Source organism: Amycolatopsis sp. NBC_01286, assembly GCF_035982555.1.
In the GTDB taxonomy this organism is placed as follows: Bacteria; Actinomycetota; Actinomycetes; order Mycobacteriales; family Pseudonocardiaceae; genus Amycolatopsis.
Map to the genome: position 1 here is coordinate 175,821 of NZ_CP108428.1, position 18,709 is coordinate 194,529.

The 18,709-nt window shown below is 71.4% G+C and carries 17 protein-coding genes; 7 read left to right on the forward strand and 10 right to left on the reverse strand.

The genetic code is table 11. The features are described from left to right. The first annotated feature begins 340 nt into the window (after positions 1-340). Positions 341-2,509 carry a hypothetical protein gene (locus OG570_RS00780; protein ID WP_326955214.1) on the forward strand — a complete coding sequence of 723 codons (2,169 nt, stop codon included), beginning with the start codon at positions 341-343 and terminating at the stop codon, positions 2,507-2,509. Positions 2,510-2,607: 98 nt separating this feature from the next. Then, complete coding sequence (locus tag OG570_RS00785; protein WP_326955215.1) at positions 2,608-3,822, forward strand: GNAT family N-acetyltransferase; 1,215 nt, start codon at positions 2,608-2,610, stop codon at positions 3,820-3,822. Positions 3,823-4,116: 294 nt separating this feature from the next. On the opposite strand, the gene OG570_RS00790 is transcribed toward OG570_RS00785, so the two are convergent. Both OG570_RS00790 and rlmN read right to left on the reverse strand, forming a co-directional pair. Beyond that, the gene (locus OG570_RS00790; protein ID WP_247062405.1) at positions 4,117-4,392 is read right to left on the reverse strand and encodes a hypothetical protein; all 276 of its coding nucleotides are present in this window, start codon (positions 4,390-4,392) and stop codon (positions 4,117-4,119) included. A 37-nt stretch (positions 4,393-4,429) separates the two neighbouring features. Further along, the gene (rlmN, locus tag OG570_RS00795) at positions 4,430-5,536 is read right to left on the reverse strand and encodes a 23S rRNA (adenine(2503)-C(2))-methyltransferase RlmN (protein ID WP_247062403.1); all 1,107 of its coding nucleotides are present in this window, start codon (positions 5,534-5,536) and stop codon (positions 4,430-4,432) included. 10 nt (positions 5,537-5,546) lie between these two features. On the opposite strand from rlmN, the gene OG570_RS00800 reads away from it, so the two are divergent. Continuing rightward, positions 5,547-6,851 carry a glycosyltransferase gene (locus OG570_RS00800; protein WP_326955216.1) on the forward strand — a complete coding sequence of 435 codons (1,305 nt, stop codon included), beginning with the start codon at positions 5,547-5,549 and terminating at the stop codon, positions 6,849-6,851. Between the two features lie 107 nt (positions 6,852-6,958). Then, the gene (locus tag OG570_RS00805; protein WP_326955217.1) at positions 6,959-7,567 is read left to right on the forward strand and encodes a hypothetical protein; all 609 of its coding nucleotides are present in this window, start codon (positions 6,959-6,961) and stop codon (positions 7,565-7,567) included. Here OG570_RS00805 and OG570_RS00810 read toward each other — a convergent pair. Together OG570_RS00810 and OG570_RS00815 are read right to left on the reverse strand one after the other, a co-directional pair. Continuing rightward, positions 7,564-9,873 (reverse strand): transketolase-like TK C-terminal-containing protein, encoded by a 2,310-nt coding sequence (locus tag OG570_RS00810; RefSeq protein ID WP_326955218.1) that lies wholly within the window; start codon positions 9,871-9,873, stop codon positions 7,564-7,566. The genes OG570_RS00805 and OG570_RS00810 overlap by 4 nt on opposite strands. Positions 9,874-9,978: 105 nt before the next feature. Then, a complete protein-coding gene (locus OG570_RS00815) occupies positions 9,979-10,464 on the reverse strand; it encodes an Lrp/AsnC family transcriptional regulator (RefSeq protein ID WP_326947186.1) in 486 nt (161 codons plus the stop codon). A 111-nt stretch (positions 10,465-10,575) separates the two neighbouring features. On the opposite strand from OG570_RS00815, the gene OG570_RS00820 reads away from it, so the two are divergent. Continuing rightward, on the forward strand, positions 10,576-11,220 hold the full coding sequence (locus tag OG570_RS00820; RefSeq protein ID WP_326947185.1) for a PadR family transcriptional regulator: 645 nt from the start codon (positions 10,576-10,578) through the stop codon (positions 11,218-11,220). Here OG570_RS00820 and OG570_RS00825 read toward each other — a convergent pair. Further along, on the reverse strand, positions 11,157-11,969 hold the full coding sequence (locus OG570_RS00825; protein ID WP_326955219.1) for a class I SAM-dependent methyltransferase: 813 nt from the start codon (positions 11,967-11,969) through the stop codon (positions 11,157-11,159). The genes OG570_RS00820 and OG570_RS00825 overlap by 64 nt on opposite strands. Before the next feature lie 110 nt (positions 11,970-12,079). Between OG570_RS00825 and OG570_RS00830 the strand changes: the two genes are divergently transcribed. Continuing rightward, the gene (locus tag OG570_RS00830) at positions 12,080-12,925 is read left to right on the forward strand and encodes a VOC family protein (protein WP_326947183.1); all 846 of its coding nucleotides are present in this window, start codon (positions 12,080-12,082) and stop codon (positions 12,923-12,925) included. Here OG570_RS00830 and OG570_RS00835 read toward each other — a convergent pair. Beyond that, positions 12,913-14,238, reverse strand: a complete 1,326-nt coding sequence (locus tag OG570_RS00835; protein ID WP_326955220.1) for an MFS transporter — start codon at positions 14,236-14,238, stop codon at positions 12,913-12,915. The two genes, OG570_RS00830 and OG570_RS00835, sit on opposite strands and share 13 nt — an antisense overlap. A gap of 94 nt (positions 14,239-14,332) precedes the next feature. Here OG570_RS00835 and OG570_RS00840 point away from each other — a divergent pair, with 94 nt between their 5' ends. Continuing rightward, entirely contained in the window at positions 14,333-15,298 is a 966-nt protein-coding gene (locus OG570_RS00840) for a LysR family transcriptional regulator (RefSeq protein WP_326955221.1), read from the forward strand. On the opposite strand, the gene OG570_RS00845 is transcribed toward OG570_RS00840, so the two are convergent. The 4 genes from OG570_RS00845 to tsf form a co-directional block, all read right to left on the reverse strand. Then, the gene (locus tag OG570_RS00845; protein WP_326959820.1) at positions 15,248-16,087 is read right to left on the reverse strand and encodes a phosphatidate cytidylyltransferase; all 840 of its coding nucleotides are present in this window, start codon (positions 16,085-16,087) and stop codon (positions 15,248-15,250) included. The two genes, OG570_RS00840 and OG570_RS00845, sit on opposite strands and share 51 nt — an antisense overlap. Before the next feature lie 329 nt (positions 16,088-16,416). Then, a complete protein-coding gene (frr, locus tag OG570_RS00850) occupies positions 16,417-16,974 on the reverse strand; it encodes a ribosome recycling factor (RefSeq protein ID WP_247062391.1) in 558 nt (185 codons plus the stop codon). Positions 16,975-17,024: 50 nt separating this feature from the next. Continuing rightward, positions 17,025-17,768 (reverse strand): UMP kinase, encoded by a 744-nt coding sequence (gene pyrH, locus OG570_RS00855; protein WP_247062389.1) that lies wholly within the window; start codon positions 17,766-17,768, stop codon positions 17,025-17,027. A 118-nt stretch (positions 17,769-17,886) separates the two neighbouring features. Then, complete coding sequence (tsf, locus tag OG570_RS00860; RefSeq protein ID WP_326947180.1) at positions 17,887-18,702, reverse strand: translation elongation factor Ts; 816 nt, start codon at positions 18,700-18,702, stop codon at positions 17,887-17,889. Positions 18,703-18,709 lie beyond the last annotated feature (7 nt).

Here is an 18,709-nt window from a genome sequence, read left to right on the forward strand (position 1 = left end):
TCCAAGTCCTGGTCTCACCCGAAAGGTGTCAACCACCTGGGACATTGGCGACGGACTGCGACATACGGCGCAGCTCGTTCACCCATTGGCATGGCGCCTATGTTTCACGGAGATCAACGGAGTTGGCAACTCACCAACAGTGACATATCCCACAGCACTTCGACCAATCCGCGGCGAAGGGTGTTCATTTCGGCCGGAGTGCGCTATTCGTCCTCGCGGAATTCGCCGCCGACCACCGGCCGTTCGCCCGCCATTCACTTGACGCCTCCCGCTCGCGAAATGGCCGGGGACGTCCCGAAACCCTTTTCACCCGCGTGGGGGAATAGCCGAAGATGGACCCATGGACGTGTCGACGATCATCCGGAAGACGCTGCGTGTGCCGCGGAGCGCCGCACCCGCCGGGGACGGTGCCGTCGTGGCCCGGCAGATGGACGCCGTCCTGGCCACCGCCGGGTACAAGGCCACGCGCGAGCTCCTGGAGCACGTCGCCGGCCTGGAACCGGGGGCGGCGACGGACCTGGCCGTCGACGTCGTCGGCGCCGCCCGCGCGCTGGTCGGCGACCACGTGCGGCACAACGCGTACTTCATCGACTTCCCGCGCGGCGTGCCGGACACCGTCGAGTTCTGGGTGAGCTGCCTGCGCTCGGCCTTCGTCCCGGACAAGAGGCGCAAGGCCACCGACAAGGAGCTGCTCGCGCTCCTCGGCGACGGCCTGGTCGGGCTGCTCGACCTGCCGCGCTACGGCCGCTACCAGCACACCTACGCCGAACTGCTGGCCGCCCACGACGAGCTGATCGCGTCCGTCAAGGACCGCGTCACCCTCCTGCGGCTCGGCGGCAGCCTCGAAGAGGAGACCCACGCGCTGTACCGGACGCTCGCCGAGTCGGCCACGCCGCTGGGCGAGGCGGACCTGGGGCTGCTCGCCGAACTGGCCGACGGCTGCGCCGACGTCGAGCTCACGGCCGTGCCGGTGCGGGAGAACCGGGCCGTGCTCAACGCCGCCCGGCTGGCCGCGGGCCGGCCGCTGGTCGCCGTCGACACCGTGCTCGACGTGCTGCGCACGGCGTGCCAGGCCAGCGGTGGCGACGTCACGCTGGCCGAACCGACGCGGTTCCGCAGCTTCTCCCGCCGTGAACGCCGGGTCCTGCTCGCCGCGCTGGACCACGTCGTCGCCGGCAACGAGGGCAAGCTCGGTGACGTCAACCGTTTCTCGCGCCGCTTCAAGCGCCTCGGCGAGTACCTGCACCCGCACGAGTACCCGCGGTTCCCGGACGCCCGTGACGTGTTCGCGGTCGCCCGCGGCGAGAAGACGGCGCAGTCGACGGCGGGCCGCGCGGAGGCGGCCTTCGCGGCCGACGACGTCGCCGGGGCCGCGGCGATCCTCACGGCCGCGCCGGGCATGCTGCTGCGCTCGCTGGATCGGTTGCTGCGCAACGCTTCCGAGGCCGAGCAGGACGACGTCCTCGACGCGGCGGCGAAGGTCCTCGGCTCGGTGTCCGGGCGCGTGCTGTGCTCGGTGCGCGAGCACCTCGGCAACCGCGCCGAGCCGGACGCCGCCCGGGTGTTCACCACCCGCGGCCGCCGCGCGTGGGTCACCGAGGACACGCGGCCGCCGCTGCCCGACGACGTCGTCGGCCGCGCCTGCGCGCTGATCGACGCCGAGCTGACCACCCGGCTCCCCCGCTACGAGCACTTGGTCGTCGACCCGGCCGTGCTGGACGTCGCGCTGCCGCTGTCGGGAAAGGCGAGCGAAGACGGCTTCGCCGTGCTGCCGCGCGGGTCCCGCAGTCACGTCGACGGAGAGGTGCTGCGGTTCTTCACGCACTGGCGCCAGACCAGCCACAGCACGGACTTCGACCTGTCCGCGCTGCTGCTGGACGCCGACTTCCACTACGCCGGGCACGTCTCGTGGACGAACCTCCGCGACGGCGGCGCGGTGTACTCGGGCGACGTGACCGACGCGCGGGACGGGGCGAGCGAGTTCATCGACATCCCGCGGGACTCGGTCTCCGCCGCGTACGTCGTGCCGCAGGTCAACATCTACTCCGGCGAAGGCTTCGACGAGGTCGCGGAGTCGATGTTCGGCTGGATGACGCGCGACCGAAAGCAGGCCGGGGCGCCGTTCGAGGCCCGTACCGTGCGGACCCGCTCGGACATGCGCGGCGGCGGCCGCGTCGCACTCCCGATCGTCTTCGCCCGCTGCCACGACGGATCGTGGACCGCGACGTGGCTGCACCTGTACCTGACCGGCTCGCCGAACTTCAACCGCGTCGAGGCCAACCAGGCCGGTACGGCTGGGCTGGTGCGCGGCATGCTGCGGCGCCGGTACCTGACGGTCGCGCACCTGGTCGGCCTGATGCGCGCGGCGGGCACGAAGGTCACCGAGTGGGAGCCCGGCGTCGAACTCGACGGGCCGGTCACGTTCCTCGGCGTGCACCAGCCCGACGGCCTGCCGGACGCGGCCGAGGTGATCACCCTCGACCGGCTAAACCGGTTGGTCCCGGACTGAGCTGACCGCTAGCCTGGTCGCGCGAGGCCATGAGAGGACTTCCTTCTACTCCTTGTAATGGTTCTTAGTCCCCTCCCTCTCCTCGTAAAGGTAGTTCGATGGCCGAGATCCGTTCCACGACCGACGAGGATCTCGACGTCTTCCTCGAGACGCTCCACGCGGCGTTCGCGCGTTTCCGCGAGACCCCGGCCGAAGGCACCGGGTTCTGGTGGTCGGCGCTCGAAATGGACCGCGGCCTGCTCGCCGTCACGGCGGACGGGCGGCCGGTCGGCACCGCCGCCGCGCACTCCTTCGAACTCACGCTGCCCGGCGGCACCCTCACCCCGGTCGCGGGCGTGACCGCCGTCGGCGTCGTCCCCACGCACCGGCGTCAGGGCGTGCTCACCGCGATGATGCGGCACCAGCTCGCCGAGGTGCGGGCCCGCGGGGAGTTCCTCTCGGTGCTGCTGTCCTCCGAAGCCGTGATCTACCGCCGGTTCGGTTACGGCCCGGCGACCTACACGGGCCGGCTGACGGTGCCGCGCCACCGGGCCGTCTTCGCCGTCCCCCGGGCGGGCGAACCGGCCGCGACCGGCTCGATCGAGCTGCGGCAGCGTGCCGAGTGCGGCGATCTCCTGGAGGAGATCTACGACCGCTACCGCCGCACCCAGCCGGGCGCGCTGTCCCGGCCGCACCACTGGTGGACGTCCGGCGCAGGGCAACCCCCGGTTTCCCTGGCACAGCGCCACATCGCCGTCCACCGCGACGCGGACGGCGTCCCGGACGGGTACGCCGCCTACTCACTCAGCGAACCCACGACGTTGACGGCGGACGAGATCATCACGTCCGACGACGCCGTGTTCACAACCCTGGCCCGGTTCCTGCTCAGCCACGACCTGGTCACCAAGGTGGTGCTCAAGCAGGTCCCGCCCGGACACCCGCTGCGCTGGCAGCTGACGGACTTCCGCGCCGCCGAGGCGAGCGACGAGGGCGACTGGCTCTGGGTGCGGCTACTGGACATCCCGCGCGCGCTAACCGCCCGAGGCTGGTCCACGGACGGCGAACTGGTCCTCGACGTCACCGACCCGTTCCGCACCGAGCAGGGCCGCTACCTGCTGAGCGTCAGGGACGGAACGGCAACGTGCACCCGGACGGACCGGGAGCCGGACCTGTCCCTGGACGTGAGCGACCTGGGCTCGATCTACCTGGGCGGCACGGCCCCGAGCACGCTGGTACGAGCCGGCCACATCCGAGCACACAACCCATCCGCGGCGACCCTGGCGGACAACCTCTTCCGAGGTGAGCGCGACCCGCACTGCCTGCAGTGGTTCTGACCGTCCACTATGGACAATCGCAGCGTCACAACCGGGCTCCGGCACGAAACGCGCGCACTTCGTCCATAGTGGTCCGCCACTCCGAAAGCCCTATCGAGTAGCTGGGCCAGCAAACCGGAAGCTGACTGCTTCCGGTTTCGTCACCGACGACACCAGGCACGTTCAACGCGCCCAGCCGCCTCGACGAGTGAGCTGAAGTCCATCGGGAACGTCTCGGCGAAGTCCCCCACCACGATGCGGCCGATGCCTTCCCGGCCATCGGACAGAATGCTCAGCACCCCAGCAGCGCCGGGATCAGCGTGCGGGCAGCCAGGGCGCCAGCAACGCCTCGAGGTCCGCGTCCGACAGGGCGCGCGGGCCGCCGTGGAACTCGTGCCAGCGCGACGCGTCCCGTGCCGCGTGGAACTCGACCTCGAACGCGCGCATCAGCACGTACATGAAGCTCATCGAACTGAACTGCTCGCCCAGCAGGGTCCGGGCCGTGCGGGCGACCTCGGTCGCGCTGCGACCGGTGACGTCGGTGAGCATGAGCTCCTCGGCGGCCGGGTCGAACAGGCTCGGGGCAGACATCACAACAAACTCTCCATCACAGAAACAGAACCGGAACTCAGCCTTCGGCCGCGAGCTGCCCGCAAGCAGCCGCGATCTCCTGGCCGCGCGTGTCACGCACCGTGCAGGCTACGCCGCCGGCATTCACCAGCCGCACGAACTCCCGCTCCACCGGCTTCGGCGACGCGTCCCACTTCGAACCTGGCGTCGGGTTCAGCGGAATCACGTTCACGTGCACCAGCTGGCCCAGGTGCTTGCGCAGCCGCTTGGCCAGCAGCTCCGCCCGCCACGGCTGGTCGTTGATGTCCCGGATCAACGCGTACTCAATGGACACCCGACGACCCGACGTGTCCGCGTAGTACCGAGCCGCGGTGAGCACCTCGTCCACCGACCACCGCTCGTTCACCGGCACGAGCGTGTCCCGCAGCTCGTCGTCCGGCGTGTGCAACGACACCGCCAGCCGCACCTGCATCTTCTCGTCCGCCAGCTTCCGGATCGCCGGCGCCAGACCCACCGTCGACACCGTCACCGAACGCTGACCGATCCCCAAACCACCCGGCGCCGGGTCCGTGATCCGCCGGACCGCGGCCACCACACGCTTGTAGTTGGCGAGGGGCTCGCCCATCCCCATGAAGACGATGTTCGACAGCCGCCCGGGACCGCCCGGCATCTTCCCGTCGCGCATGACCGCCGCCGCCGAGCGGACCTGGTCCACGATCTCCGCCGTCGACAGGTTGCGGTCGAGGCCGCCCTGGCCGGTCGCGCAGAAGGGGCACGCCATGCCGCAGCCGGCCTGGCTCGAGATGCACAGCGTGGCGCGGTCCGGGTAGCGCATCAGGACGCTCTCCAGCAGCGTGCCGTCGTGCGCTCGCCAGAGCGTCTTGCGGGTCGCGCCGTCGTCGGCCGACAGCGCGCGGACCTCCGTCAGCAGCGTCGGCATCAGCTCCTCGACCAAACGAGAGCGCGACGCCGCCGGGATGTCCGTCATCTCCGCCGGGTCGACCGTCAGGCGCGAGAAGTAGTGGTTCGACAGCTGCTTCGCGCGGAACGGCTTCTCCCCCAGCTCGGCCACCGCGGCGGCACGGTCGGCCACCGAAAGGTCGGCGAGGTGGCGCGGCGGCAGGCCGCGCTTGGGGGCGTCGAAGACGAGCGGAAGGGCAGTCATAACTCCCCCAGTGTCCCACGCGGCATCCGGCGCCACCCAGGCCACCCGGACGGCTGTTCCCCAGGTCACGGCGGAGCGGAAACCGGCTGCGGTGACCGGCGGGTTCTGCCAGGCTCGCCGGGTGAAGATCCTGTTCGCGACCGCCCCCGGCTACGGGCTGACGCTGCCGCTCATCCCCCTGGTCTGGGCCGCGCGGGCCGCCGGGCACGAGGTCCTGCTCGCGACGTCCGCCGAGATGGTCGACGCCGGCGCGCGGGCCGGGCTGCCCGCCTTCGACGTCTTCCCGCAGCGCGACGTCTGGGACGACCTGATGGGCACGGTCGCGGGAAAGCCCGAGGACGAATTCCCCGAGGAGTACCGGCTGGCGAGGCGGGCGGGCAACCCCTTCGGGTTGTTCACCGTGACCATGACCGAAGGCACGATCGAGGCCGGCCGGCTGTTCGGCGCCGACCTCGTCGTCCACACCTCCGACCACGCCGCCGGGATGCTCGCGGCCGTGGCCCTCGGCGTGCCCGCGCTCGAGGTCGGCAACCGGATCTCGTGGTCGGTGCGTGACGCGGACTGGCGGGCGGAGCACCACGTCTTCGGCGAGGACGAGGTCAGCGACCTGATGCGGGCCAAGCTCGGGATCGGCGACGCGAAACCGGCCGTGCTCGCCAGGGTCGACCCGCGCGCGCCCAGCATGGGCGGGCTGGCCGCCGGCGCGGAGCACCCCGACGAGCGCGACGGCGTCCCGTGGTGGGCGATGCGGTTCGTGCCCTTCAACGGCGGCGCCGTCGTCCCGGACTGGGCGTTGCGCCGCCCGGACCGCCCGCGGATCGCCGTCACGCTCGGCACGGTGGTGCCGGTGATGTCCGGCGTCAGCAGCCTGGCCGTCGTCCTGGAGGGGCTCGGTCCCTTGGACGTCGAGGTCGTGCTGGCCGCCGGGACCGCGGACCTGACGGAGCTGGGCGAGCTGCCGCCGAACGTCCGCTCGGTCGGCTACCTCGCGCTGTCGGCGTTCCTGCCGTCCTGCTCGGCGATCGTGCACCACGGCGGGTCGGGCACCACGGCCGCGCCGTTGTCCTACGGCGTCCCGCAGCTCGTGCTGCCGTCCTTCGCGGACAACCCGCTCTCGGCGCAGCGCGTCGCCGACCGCGGCGTCGGCCTCAGCCACGACCCGGCCACCGTGGACGCCGCCACCGTGCGGGCGCTGGTCGAGCGGTTGCTCACCGAAGACGGGTTCCGGACGGCGGCCCGGGAGGTCGCCGCGGAGATGGCGACGCAGCCCAGTCCGGCCGACGTCCTCGCCAGGGCGGTCGCCGCACTGGGCTGACCCGGGTGGGTGAACACACCTGAACGCACCGCCCTAATCTGACCGGGATTCACAGCGAACCGGACGGGCCGTTCGTGAGTCCAAGGGCGGACGAAAGAGGTGAGCCCGTGCGGAGCCGTTCCTTCCGGCGCAGCGTCCTGGCCGTTTCGGTAGTGCTGAGCGCCGCCGCCTGCACGACGTCGACGGACGGCCGGCCCCAGCCGGTGCCGACCGTGACCGCGGCCCCCGCGGGTGACCGGATCGACGTCGGGACCATGCACGTCACGCTGCCGGCGGGCGCGAAGTACACCGCGCACAGCCAGGACGGCCTGCTCGACGGCTGCATCACCGAAGGCACCGTCGTCTGCGAAGCGCGGCTCCTGGACCTGCGCGAAGCCACGTCGGACCCCAACGCGCCCATCAACCTGCCGAGCGCGAAGCGGCCCTTCGGCTGGTACACCGGCACCGACGTGCCGACGTGCATCACCGCCGCGTCGCCGCCCGGGGAGGCCGCGACGGCCACCGGCAGCACCCTCGTCGAGTCCGGGTTCAAGCCGGTCGGGACCAAGAACGCCGAGTACGGCCGCTGGCAGGTCAGCTGCGAGGACGCCACGCAGAACAACGAGGTCCGCATGTGGTGGCTGCCGACGAGCAAGATCCTCGTCGTCGAGTACGGCGCCTTCGCCGGCTGGGACGCCAAGATGGACACCCTGCTGACGGGCGCCACTTTCTCTTAGCCCACGACGTCCAGCGCCGCGCGGATGATCGCGTCGGTGTCGATGCCGTGGTAGCGGTAGACCTCCTCCAGCGACCCGGACTGGCCGAAGCCGGTGACGCCCAGCGTCGCCGCCGGCACGCGGTTGATCCCGGCGAGGAACGCCAGCGTGTGCGGGTGCCCGTCGAGGACCGTGACCAGCGGGCACGCCCGGGACGCCGGGAAGACCTGGTCGAGGATCCAGCTCTCGCCGCTCCCCTGCCCGGCCCGCGCGCGCGTCGCCTCGAACAGCAGGCCCGGGCTCGTCACGCAGACGACGTCCGCCTCGACGCCGACCTGCGCGAGCCGCTCGGCCGCCGCCAGGGTGTCGGGCACCAGCGCGCCCATCGCCGCGAGCGTGACCACCGGCGCGGACGCCCGGCGCAGCAGGTACGCGCCCGCCACGACCTGGCGGCGACGGCGTTCGCGCGCGGCCGGGTCGGCCGGGACGCCGGCCAGGGTCTGGTCGACCGGCCGGGTCGAGAGCCGGAAGTAGGACGACGTGCCGCCCGGCTTGCCCAGCCGGCCCAGCGCGGCCAGCAGCGTCCACTCGGTGTCGATCGCGAACGCCGGTTCGTAGCTGACGCAGCCGGGCTGCTCGATGCCGATCGACGGCGTGGTGATCGACTGGTGCGCGCCGCCTTCGGGAGCGAGCGTGACGCCCGACGGTGTGCCGATGAGGATCGACTGGCCGCCCGCGTAGATGCCGAACGACCACGGCTCCAGCGCGCGTTCGACGAACGGGTCGTACATCACGCCGATCGGCAGCAGCGGCTCGCCCCAACGGCTCCAGGTGGCGCCCAGCTCGCCGAGCAGGCCGACCAGGTTCGTCTCGGCGATGCCCAGCTCGACGTGCTGGCCGGTGGGCTTCTCGCGCCAGTGCATGATCGTCTCGGGGTCGTCGTCGAACCAGTCGCGGCGCTCGATCGCCGACCAGACGCCGACCTTGTTGACCCAGCCGCCGAGGTTGGTCGTCGAGCTGACGTCCGGGCTGACCGTCACCACGCGCTTCGCCGCTTCGGGCGCTTCGCGCGTCAGGTCGAGCAGGACGCGGCCCAGCGCCGCCTGCGTCGTCGCGGTCCCGGACGGCGTGCGCCCGATGTCGACCGGCAGGTCCACCGAAGGCACGGCAGGGACGTCCGGCCGGCGAAGGCGCGAAGCGACGTCGGCGCACAACGCGGCTTCGGACGTCCCGTCCGCGAAGCCCTGCCACGGCGTTGAAAGATCCGTGCCCAGCGAAGCGGCGAGCTCTTCCATCTGCCCGACGGTCAGCAGCGACGAGTGGTTCTGCGGGTGCCCCTGCGTCGGCAGGCCGCGGCCCTTGACGGTGTAGGCGAAGATCACCGTCGGCCGGCTGTCCGAAATGGACGTGAAGACCTCGTCGAGCGAGCCGAGGTCGTGCCCGCCCAGGTTGCGGATCGCGGCCAGCAGCGTCTCGTCGTCGAGCGAGGCCACCAGCGCGGCCAGCGCGTCGTTGCCCGCGGGCAGCCGGTCGCGCAGCTGAGCGGCGTCGCAACGCAGCAGCCGCTGGTACTCCGGGTTCGGCATCGCGTCGATCCGCGCGCGCAGCTCGGCACCGCCGGGCCGGGTGAACAGCTCTTCCAGCAGCCGGCCGTACTTGAGCGTCAGGACCTGCCAGCCGGCCGCGTCGAACATGCCCTGCAGCCGCCCGGCCGCGATGTTCGGCACCACGCGGTCCAGCGACTGGCGGTTGAGGTCGACGATCCAGACGATCTCGCCCAGCTCGGCCACCGCCGGGTCGAGGATCGCCTCCCAGATCGCGCCCTCGTCCAGCTCGGCGTCGCCGACCAGCGAGTACTGCCGGCCGGTGCCCGCGTCACGCCCGCGCGTCGTCAGGTAGCGGCGGGCCAGCGCGCCCCAGATCGGCGCGGTGGCGCCGATGCCGACCGAGCCGGTCGAGTAGTCCACCGGGTCGGGGTCCTTGGCGCGGCTCGGGTAGCTCTGCAGCCCGCCGAACTCGCGCAACGTCGGCAGCCAGGCCTCGTCCAGCTCGCCGAGCAGGTAGTTGATCGCGTGGAGCACGGGTGACGCGTGCGGCTTCACCGAGACGCGGTCTTCGGGACGCAGGTGCCGGAACCACAGCGACGTCATGATCGAGACCAGCGACGCGCAGGACGCCTGGTGCCCGCCGACCTTCAGCCCGGACGGGTTGGGCCGCACCCGGTTGGCCTGGTGCACGATCGCGGTGGCGAGCCACAGCACCCGCCGTTCGATCGCGGCGAGCTCGTCGGAGCCGGTCGCCGGAGCGGTCGGGGAGGTCTGGGTCATCGTCGACACCTTTCGTGCAGGAAGCGTCACCAGGACAGCACTGGTGGACGCATCGCACAACCGATGCCGCGCGAGCTGCGCAGAATGCACTGCCCCGAGGGGGACTCACGCCTCCGGCTGGGCAGAATGCACGCGCTCCAGCAGCGGCTTCAGCCGGTACGGGACGAGCTCCCGCATGACGAGCGAGATGTTCGTCCGCTCGACACCCGGCGAGGCCAGGATGTGCCCGGCGATGCGGTAGAGGTCGTCCGCGTCGACGGCGACGACCTGCACCATCAGGTCGCTCGCCCCGGTCAGCCCGCAGACCTCGGTCACCTCGGGGATGCCGGAGAGGGCGTCGGCGATCTCGGCGAGGCGCCGCTGGTCGACCTGCGCGTTGACGAACGCACGCAGCGGGTAGCCCAGCCGCGCCGGGTCGATGCGGCGCTCGAACGACTCGAGCACGCCGCGCTGCTCCAGCCGGGCGAGCCGGGCCTGCACCGTGTTGCGGGACAGGCCGAGGCGCTCGGCCAGCGCGACCGCCGTCGAGCGCGGGTCCGCGCCCAGGGCCAGCAGGAGCCGCGCGTCGATGTCGTCGATGGTGTCGGGCACGCCGCCGATCTTCGCAGGCCGTCGTGAGCGGTGTCACGACGAGGCGGTTGCCATTCGACTGTTTCCGATATATCGTGAACGTGTCGCAATAGTTCGAGAAAGGAACACGACATGCGTAGGCAACGACACCCCTTCACCCAGGAACACCCCTTCGCCCGTGAACGCGGGCGCACTCCCTTCGGCGGTCTTGGTGGCTTCGGCGACTTCCCCCCGGGCTTCGGTCCCGGTGGCGGACGCGGCCGGGGTCACGGTCCGGGCCGGCGAGGCCACGGCGGCCGTCGCAGCCGGCGCGGTGACGTCCGCGCCGCGATCCTGGCGCTGCTCGCCGAGCAGCCCCGGCACGGCTACGAGATCATCCGCGAAATCGGCGAACGCTCCGGCGGCTTCTGGCGGCCGAGCCCCGGCTCGGTCTACCCGACGCTGCAGCTGCTGGCCGACGAAGGCCTGGTCGTCAGCAAGGACGAGCACGGCAAGAAGCTGTTCGAGCTGACCGACGACGGCCGGACCGCCGCGGAGCAGCAGGACAGCACCCCGCCGTGGGAGCAGATCGCGCAGGACGTCGACCCGTCCGAGATCGGGCTGGCCAAGGCGGGCAAGAACCTGGCCGCCGCCGTCGTGCAGATCATGCGCGCGGGTTCCGAGAGCCAGCAGGCCCGCGCGGCCGAGGTGCTCAACGACGCCCGGCGCTCGCTCTACGGCATCCTCGGCGAGGACGAGGACGAATCCTCGGCTCCGTCCGAAGAGACCGCGGAGTGACCAGGCAGGACGAGGCCGGTGGGCTTGACCCGCGTGTGAACGCGGTAGCCCACCGGCAGCGTCAGGTCGGTCTCGCGATTCCCGTTACGCTGCAAGGACTTCGTGATCGCCTGTTCGGCGATCGGTTTGCTGAACTCGATCTTCAGCACGGCTTCGAGGTCCGCGGCGGTCGCGAAACGCCACTCGGTGACGACCCGGCGGCACGCGAACCCGGCGCGGGCGAAGAACCGTTCGACCGCGACCGGGTCGTAACGCGGTAGGTCGGCACGCATCCAGCCGCCGTAGGGCTCGCTGGTCGCGTCGAGGTCGACGATCAGCAGCACCCCACCCGGCCGCAGCACCCGCTCGGCCTCCGCCAGCCCGGGCTCGCACCCGGGCCCGAAGAAGTACGCGGTGCGCGCGTGCACGACGTCGACGCTCGCGCTGCGGACCGGCAGCCGCTGGGCCCGGCCCAGCCGGACATCCACGTTCGCCAGCTCCCGCACGCGCCCCAGCGCGTCCCGCACCAGCGGCTCGTGCGGCTCGATCCCCAGCACCGACCGCGCGTCGCGCGCGAACCGCGGCAGGTGATAGCCGTCACCGCAGCCGACGTCCAGCACGTCCCGGCCGGCCCAGTCGTACTCCTCCCGCAGCACGCGCCAGATCTCGCCGCCGCTGTCCTGCGCCCGGTTCTCCAGCTCGTAATCGGCCTGGTAGTACCAGATGTTCGGACTCGGCACGACCTCCGCGCGCCGGGACGACCACCGCACCGCTGCTCCTTCCGGGGCCCGCTCCGCCGGCAGTGATTCTTCCGGCGCGGATTCTTGCCGGAAACCTTACGGATCACGCTTAGAATTCGGTGGTCTCGGGAGGAGCACTCATGACGATCGGCCCGCCCAGTACCCCGTCCCCGGTTCCGGCCGGAATCCCGTGCTGGATCGAGCTCGCCTGCCGGGAGCAGGCCGTCGTGGAGAGATTCTACGGCGACCTCTTCGGCTGGATGTACGCCACTCAACGCGATCCCGCGACGTCCGACGGACGTTATGCGATCGCGACGCTGAACGAGCTCCCGGTCGGCGGGCTCTACCGCGCCGCCCAGGGCGCGCCGCTGGGCTGGATGCCGCACATCTCCGTGCCGCACACGGCGAGTGCGGCCGAATGGGTGGAGCACCTCGGCGGCCGGCTGACGCTCGGCCCGATGCCGATCCCGCAGCGGGGAACGATCCTGCACGCCTACGACGCGTGCGGCGCGCCGGTGGTGTTCTGGGAGGTCCCGCCGGACTGGGAGTTCGTCACCGGGATCCCCAACACCTTCAGCGGCGCCGACCTCAACACCCACGACGGCGTCGCGGCGGATCACTTCTACACCAAGCTGTTCAACTACTCGAGCCACCAGATCGGCGACGGCGAATCGCTCGACTACGCCGAATGGCTCATCGAGCACCAGCCGGTGCTGTACCGCTACGTGATGGGCTCGGAGTACAGCCTCGACACCCCGCCGCACTGGCTCGTGTACTTCGACATCGACCCGGCGCGCGGCGTGGACGCCGTCGCGGGCGAGTCGCTCATGCACGGCGGCACCGTCGTGATCCAGCCGTACGACACCCCGTTCGGCCGGATGGCGATCCTCGCCGACCCGGAAGGCGCGGTGTTCGCCGTGATCGACCACTCGCGCATCGCCGAAGGCTGGGGGCGCGCCGAGGTCGACGACCCCTACGACGACTGACGCCCGAGCAGCGCCAGCACCACCACCAGCGCGTAGCCGCCCGCCACCAGCCACATCCCGGTGGCGGGCAGCAACGCGCCGACGAGCGCGACCCCGATCGCGCCCCCGGTCTGACGGGACGCGTTGAGCACCCCGGCGGCCAGCCCGGCCTTGTCCGGCAAGGAGTTCATCGCCAGCGACGTCATCGCGGGCATCGCCAGCGAGCAGCAGCCGAAGACCACCGAGACCAGCACGAACGCCACGATGGCCCGGTCCGCGGGCAGCAGCGCGAAGCCGGCCGAACCGGCGAACCCGGCCAGCGCGCCCGCGATCATCGGGACGCGCGCGCCGAAGCGTCCGGTGAGGCGGCCGCTGAAGAACGCGTTGAGCCCCACCGCCATCGTCAGCGGCACCAGTGCGAGACCGGCCGCGAGCGCCCCCAGTGACCAGGCGCGTTGCAGGTACAGCGCGAGCGAGAACAGGGTGCCGTAGAGGCAGAAGTTGAACAGGCCGCCGATGCCGGTCGCCACCGCGAAGTTCCGGATCCGCAGGACCCCCAGCGGTAGCACGGGATCCGGCACCCGCCGTTCGACGGTCACGAACACCGCGCCGGCCGCCACTCCCCCGGCCAGCAACGTGAGGGTCAGCGGGGCGAGCCAACCGGCGTGGCCCGACTCGATGAACCCTGCGACGAGGCAGGCGAGTGACGCCGTGCCGGTCAGCTGCCCGGCCAGGTCCAGGCGGGTCGACGCGTGCCGCGGCGGTTCGGCGACCGCGCGGCGCGTCAGGACGATCGCGACGATCCCGACCGGCACGTTCACCGCGAACACCAGCCGCCAGTCGGCCAGGCCCACGGCCAGCCCGCCGAGCACCGGCCCGGCGGCGAGGCCGGCCCCGCTCATCCCGCCCCACACGCCGAGCGCGCGGGCCCGCTCCCGCGGGTCCGGGAACTGGTGCACGATCAGCGCCAGCGACGACGGCAGCAGCGCGGCGGCGCCCGCGCCCTGCACCGCCCGCGCGGCGATGAGCCAGGCGGCCGAGCCCGCGAGCGCGCAGGCGATGCTCGCGAGCACGAACACCGCGACCCCGACCTCGAAGACGCGGCGCGAACCCCACCGGTCGCCGGCGGCGCCCCAGGTGAGCAGGAACGCGGCGAGCGTCACGGTGTAGGCGTCGACCACCCACTGCAGCGCGGCGGTCGACGGCTCGCCGAAGTCGGCGCCGATCGCCGGGAGCGCGAGGTTCACGATGGTCGCGTCGAGGGTGATCATCAGGAAGCCCAGGCAGACGGCGGTGAGCGCGAGCTTGGCCGGGGCGCGGGTTTCGGCGGGCATGCCCCGAGTCAAACCCCTGGACGCTTCGGTGGTCCACGAACCATCGCCTACGTCTGGTAGGCGGAACCTCCCACCGCAGGTCTACCGTGCCGTCATGGAACTACGGCAGCTCCGGTACTTCCTGGCGGTCGCGGAGGAACTGCACTTCGGACGGGCGGCCGAGCGGCTGCACATCGCGAGCCCGTCGCTGTCACAGCAGATCAAGAAGCTCGAACGGGACCTGGGCGCGGCGCTGTTCGTCCGCGACCGGCGGCACGTCGAGCTGACCCGGGCCGGGGCCGCGCTGGTCGGCGACGCGCGGCAGATCCTGGAGCTGGCCGACGCGGCCGCGCGCCGGGTCCGCGGCACCGCGCGGACGAAGCTGCGCCTCGGGCACGTGAGCTGGCTGCCGGCCGAGCTGACGCGGCTGCTCGGCGACGTCGTCCGGCTCGACGAGTGGGTGCTGCCGTCGCACACCCAGGTCGTCCGGGTCGCCGAAGGCACCCTGGATCTCGCGCTGGCCTGGGTGGACACCGGGCGGCTGTCTTCCCTCGGCCTCGCGGCGCACCTGGTGCGGATCGAGACGCTGCCGGCGATCGTGCCCGGCGATCAGCCTGCGGCCCGGTTGGCCACGGTGCCCGCGCCGTCGGTGTCGGTGCTGGTCGACTCGGACCAGTCGTCGTGGCCGGCGTGGAACGAGTTCGCGCTGGACTACGCGGCGGCGAGCGGCGCCCGGGTCGTCCACATCGACGACGGCGGCGTCACCGGGCAGGCGTTCTTCGACCACGTGACGCGGCTGCGGGTACCGGTGCTGCAGTCACCGAAGCGGCACACGGCGCCGTTCCCGCCGAGCCTGGTGCGGCGCCCGATCGGCGCCCCGGGCCCGGGCTGGACGTGGTCCCTGGTGCACCGGCAAGACGACGACCGGCCGGAAGTCGCGCAGGTCGTCGAGCGGGTACTGGGCCTGCGGGCGACGATGCGCTGGGACGAGCCGGGCGCCTGGTTACCGGCGACCGACCCGCACCGCGCGTCAGCCCAGCGGCACGAACGCCGAGAGCAGCAGCCAGGACACCACGGCTGAGGGCAGCAGCGAGTCGAGGCGGTCCATGATCCCGCCGTGCCCGGGCAGCAGCGTGCCCATGTCCTTGACGCCCAGGTCGCGCTTGATCAGCGACTCGACGAGGTCGCCGAGGGTAGCGGTGAGCACGATCGCGACGCCGAAGATCACGCCCTGCCAGACGTGGCCGTCGAGCAGCAGGCTGAGCGTCAGTGCTCCGGCCACGACGCCACCGACCACCGAACCCGCGAAGCCTTCCCAGGTCTTCTTCGGGCTGATGCTGGGCGCCATCGGGTGCTTCCCGCCGAGAACGCCGGCGATGTACCCACCGGTGTCCGAGGCGACAACGCCGATCAGGAAGGTGAGAACGCGCCCGACGCCGTCCGAAGGTGGCACGAGCATCGCCGCGAACGCGCCGAACAGCGGCAGGTAGGCCGCGGCGAACGCCGACGCGCTGATGTCGCGCAGGTAGCCCTTCGCGCCGCCGGGCAGCCGCCAGAGCAGGCAGGCGAGCACGGTGAGGACGAACGCCGTCAGCGCGCCTTCCCGGCCGAACGGCCAGGCCAGCCAGATCATCGCCTGCCCGCCGACCAGCACCGGAATCACGGCGATCCGGGTGTCGGCCACGCGGCGCAGCACGCCGGCGAACTCGAAGGTGCCGACCGCGATGGCGACCGCGATGATCCCGATGAAGATGAAGCGCACGGTGAGCAGGGAAACGATGATCGCGGCCCCGAGCAGCAATCCGACACCGATGGCCGCGGGCAGATTACGCCCGGCCTTGGAGCCCTTCTTGGCTTCAGGCGCCACCACCGGCGGAGTCTCGGCTGCCCCAGCCTCGGCAGCACCGCCCGGCTGCGCCACTGTCGACGCAGTCGCTTCAGCCGACGCGGCGGTCTCGACAGCGCCAACCTCGGCAGTGCCGCCCGGCTGCGTCGAAGCCGGCGCAGCAGCGCCGTTCGTCCGAGCGGAACCCGGCGCGACGGCCTCTGTCGGCTGAGCCGAAGCCTCCCCAGCAGCGCCGTTCAGCCGGGCCGATGCCGGCTCGCCGGATGTGGCCGGTTCCGGTGTCCCGGGACCGGCCGCCGGTTCTTCGCCGGTGGCGTCCACCCGGTCTTCGCGTTCCTCGCTCACCTGTGCCATCAGACCTCGAGCAGCTCGGCTTCCTTGTGCTTGACCAGCTCGTCGACCTTGTGCGAGTACGTGTCGGTGAGGTTCTGCAGTTCCTTCTCCGCGCGCACGACCTCGTCTTCGCCCGCTTCGCCGTCCTTGCCGATGCGGTCGAGCTCTTCCTTGGCCTTGCGGCGGATGCTGCGGATGGTCACCCGCGCGTCCTCGCCCTTGCCCTTGGCGACCTTCACCATCTCCTTGCGCCGCTCCTCGGTGAGCTGCGGGATGACGATGCGGATGACCTGGCCGTCGTTGCTCGGGTTGACCCCGAGGTCGGACTCGCGGATGGCCTTCTCGATGGCGTTGAGCTGGGTCTGGTCGTAGGGCTTGATCAGCGCCATCCGGGCTTCCGGCACGTTCACGCTGGCCAGCTGGTTCAGCGGGGTCGGCGCACCGTAGTACTCGACCACGATGCGCGAGAACATCGACGAGGTGGCCCGGCCGGTGCGCACCGACGTCAGGTCGTCCTTCGCGACGGACACCGCTTTTTCCATCTTCTCCTCGGCATCGAGGAGGGTCTCGTCGATCACGGCTACTCCCGTTGTTGTGATGGTGTGGCGCCTGGCTGATCCCAGCAGGTCTAGGCAGGTACCCCGTCGGCGGGGGTACAGACCAGGGTCCCGATTCTTTCACCACTCACCGCGCGGGCGATGTTCCCCTCGGTGAGCAGGTTGAACACGATGATCGGCATGTTGTTGTCCATGCAGAGGCTGAACGCCGTCGCGTCGGCGACCTTGAGGTCCCGCTCCAGCACCTCGCGGTGGGTGATCTCGCGGAACATCTCGGCGGTCGGGTCGCTCTTCGGGTCCGCGGTGTAGACGCCGTCGACGGCCTTCGCCATCAGCACGGCCTCGCAGCCCAGCTCGAGCGCCCGCTGCGCGGCCGCGGTGTCCGTGGAGAAGTACGGCATGCCGACCCCGGCGCCGAAGATCACGACGCGGCCCTTCTCCAGGTGCCGCTCGGCGCGGCGCGGGATGTACGGCTCGGCGACCTGACCCATCGTGATCGCGGTCTGCACCCGGGTGGGCAGGCCCTCCTTCTCCAGGAAGTCCTGCAGCGCCAGGCAGTTCATCACGGTGCCCAGCATCGCCATGTAGTCGGCGCGGTCGCGGTCCATGCCACGCTGCGACAGCTCGGCGCCGCGGAAGTAGTTGCCACCGCCGATCACGACGGCGACCTGGACGCCGGTGCGGGCGACGTCGGCGATCTGCTGCGCGACCGAGTGGACGACATCCGGATCGACGCCGATCGAACCACCGCCGAACATCTCGCCGCCCAGCTTCAGCAGCACCCGGCGGTAGCCACCTTCGACCCGGTCACCCATCTATGTCGCCTCCTAGGCGCTTCGACCCTCGAAAAATCTTCTTCTGGACCCGGCAGTGCCCCGTCCCCGATGGACGGAGACGGGGCACTGGGGGTGAAACCTACGCCCGGACCTGGCCTCAGGCCTGGCCGACCTCGAAACGGGCGAACTTCGTGATCGTCACGCCCGCCGCGTCGAGCAGGGCCTTGACGGTCTTCTTGTTGTCCTTGACCGACGGCTGCTCGAGCAGCACGTTGTCCTTGTAGTACGCGTTGACCTTGCCTTCGACGATCTTCGTCATCGCCTGCTCCGGCTTGCCCTCTTCACGGGCGGTCTTCTCCGCGATGGAGCGCTCGTTCTCGACGATCTCGGCGGGCACCTCGTCGCGGGTCAGGTACTTCGCGCGCAGCGCGGCGACCTGCATGGCGGCGGCGCGGGCGGCCTCGGTGTCGTCACCGGTGAACTCGACGAGCACGCCGACGGCCGGCGGCAGGTCCGAGCCGCGGCGGTGCAGGTAGCTCGTGGTCTGGCCCTCGAAGGACACGACGCGGCGCAGCTCGAGCTTCTCGCCGATGCGGGCGGACAGCTCCTGCACGACCTCGTTGACCGTCTTGCCGTCCAGCTCGGCGCCCTTGAGGGCGTCCACGTCGCTGGTCTTGACGGTCTTCGCGACCTCGACGATCTTCGCGGCGAGCGCCTGGAACTCGGCGTTCTTCGCGACGAAGTCGGTCTCGGAGTCGAGCTCGATCAGGACGCCGCCGGCGCCGGCGACGAGGCCTTCGGCGGTGGCGCGCTCGGCGCGCTTGCCGACGTCCTTGGCGCCCTTGATGCGGAGGAACTCGACGGCCTTGTCGAAGTCGCCGTCGTTCTCCTCCATCGCCTTCTTGCAGTCCATGAAGCCGGCGCCGGTCATCTCGCGCAGGCGCTTCACGTCAGCGGCGGTGTAGTTCGCCATTCTGCTA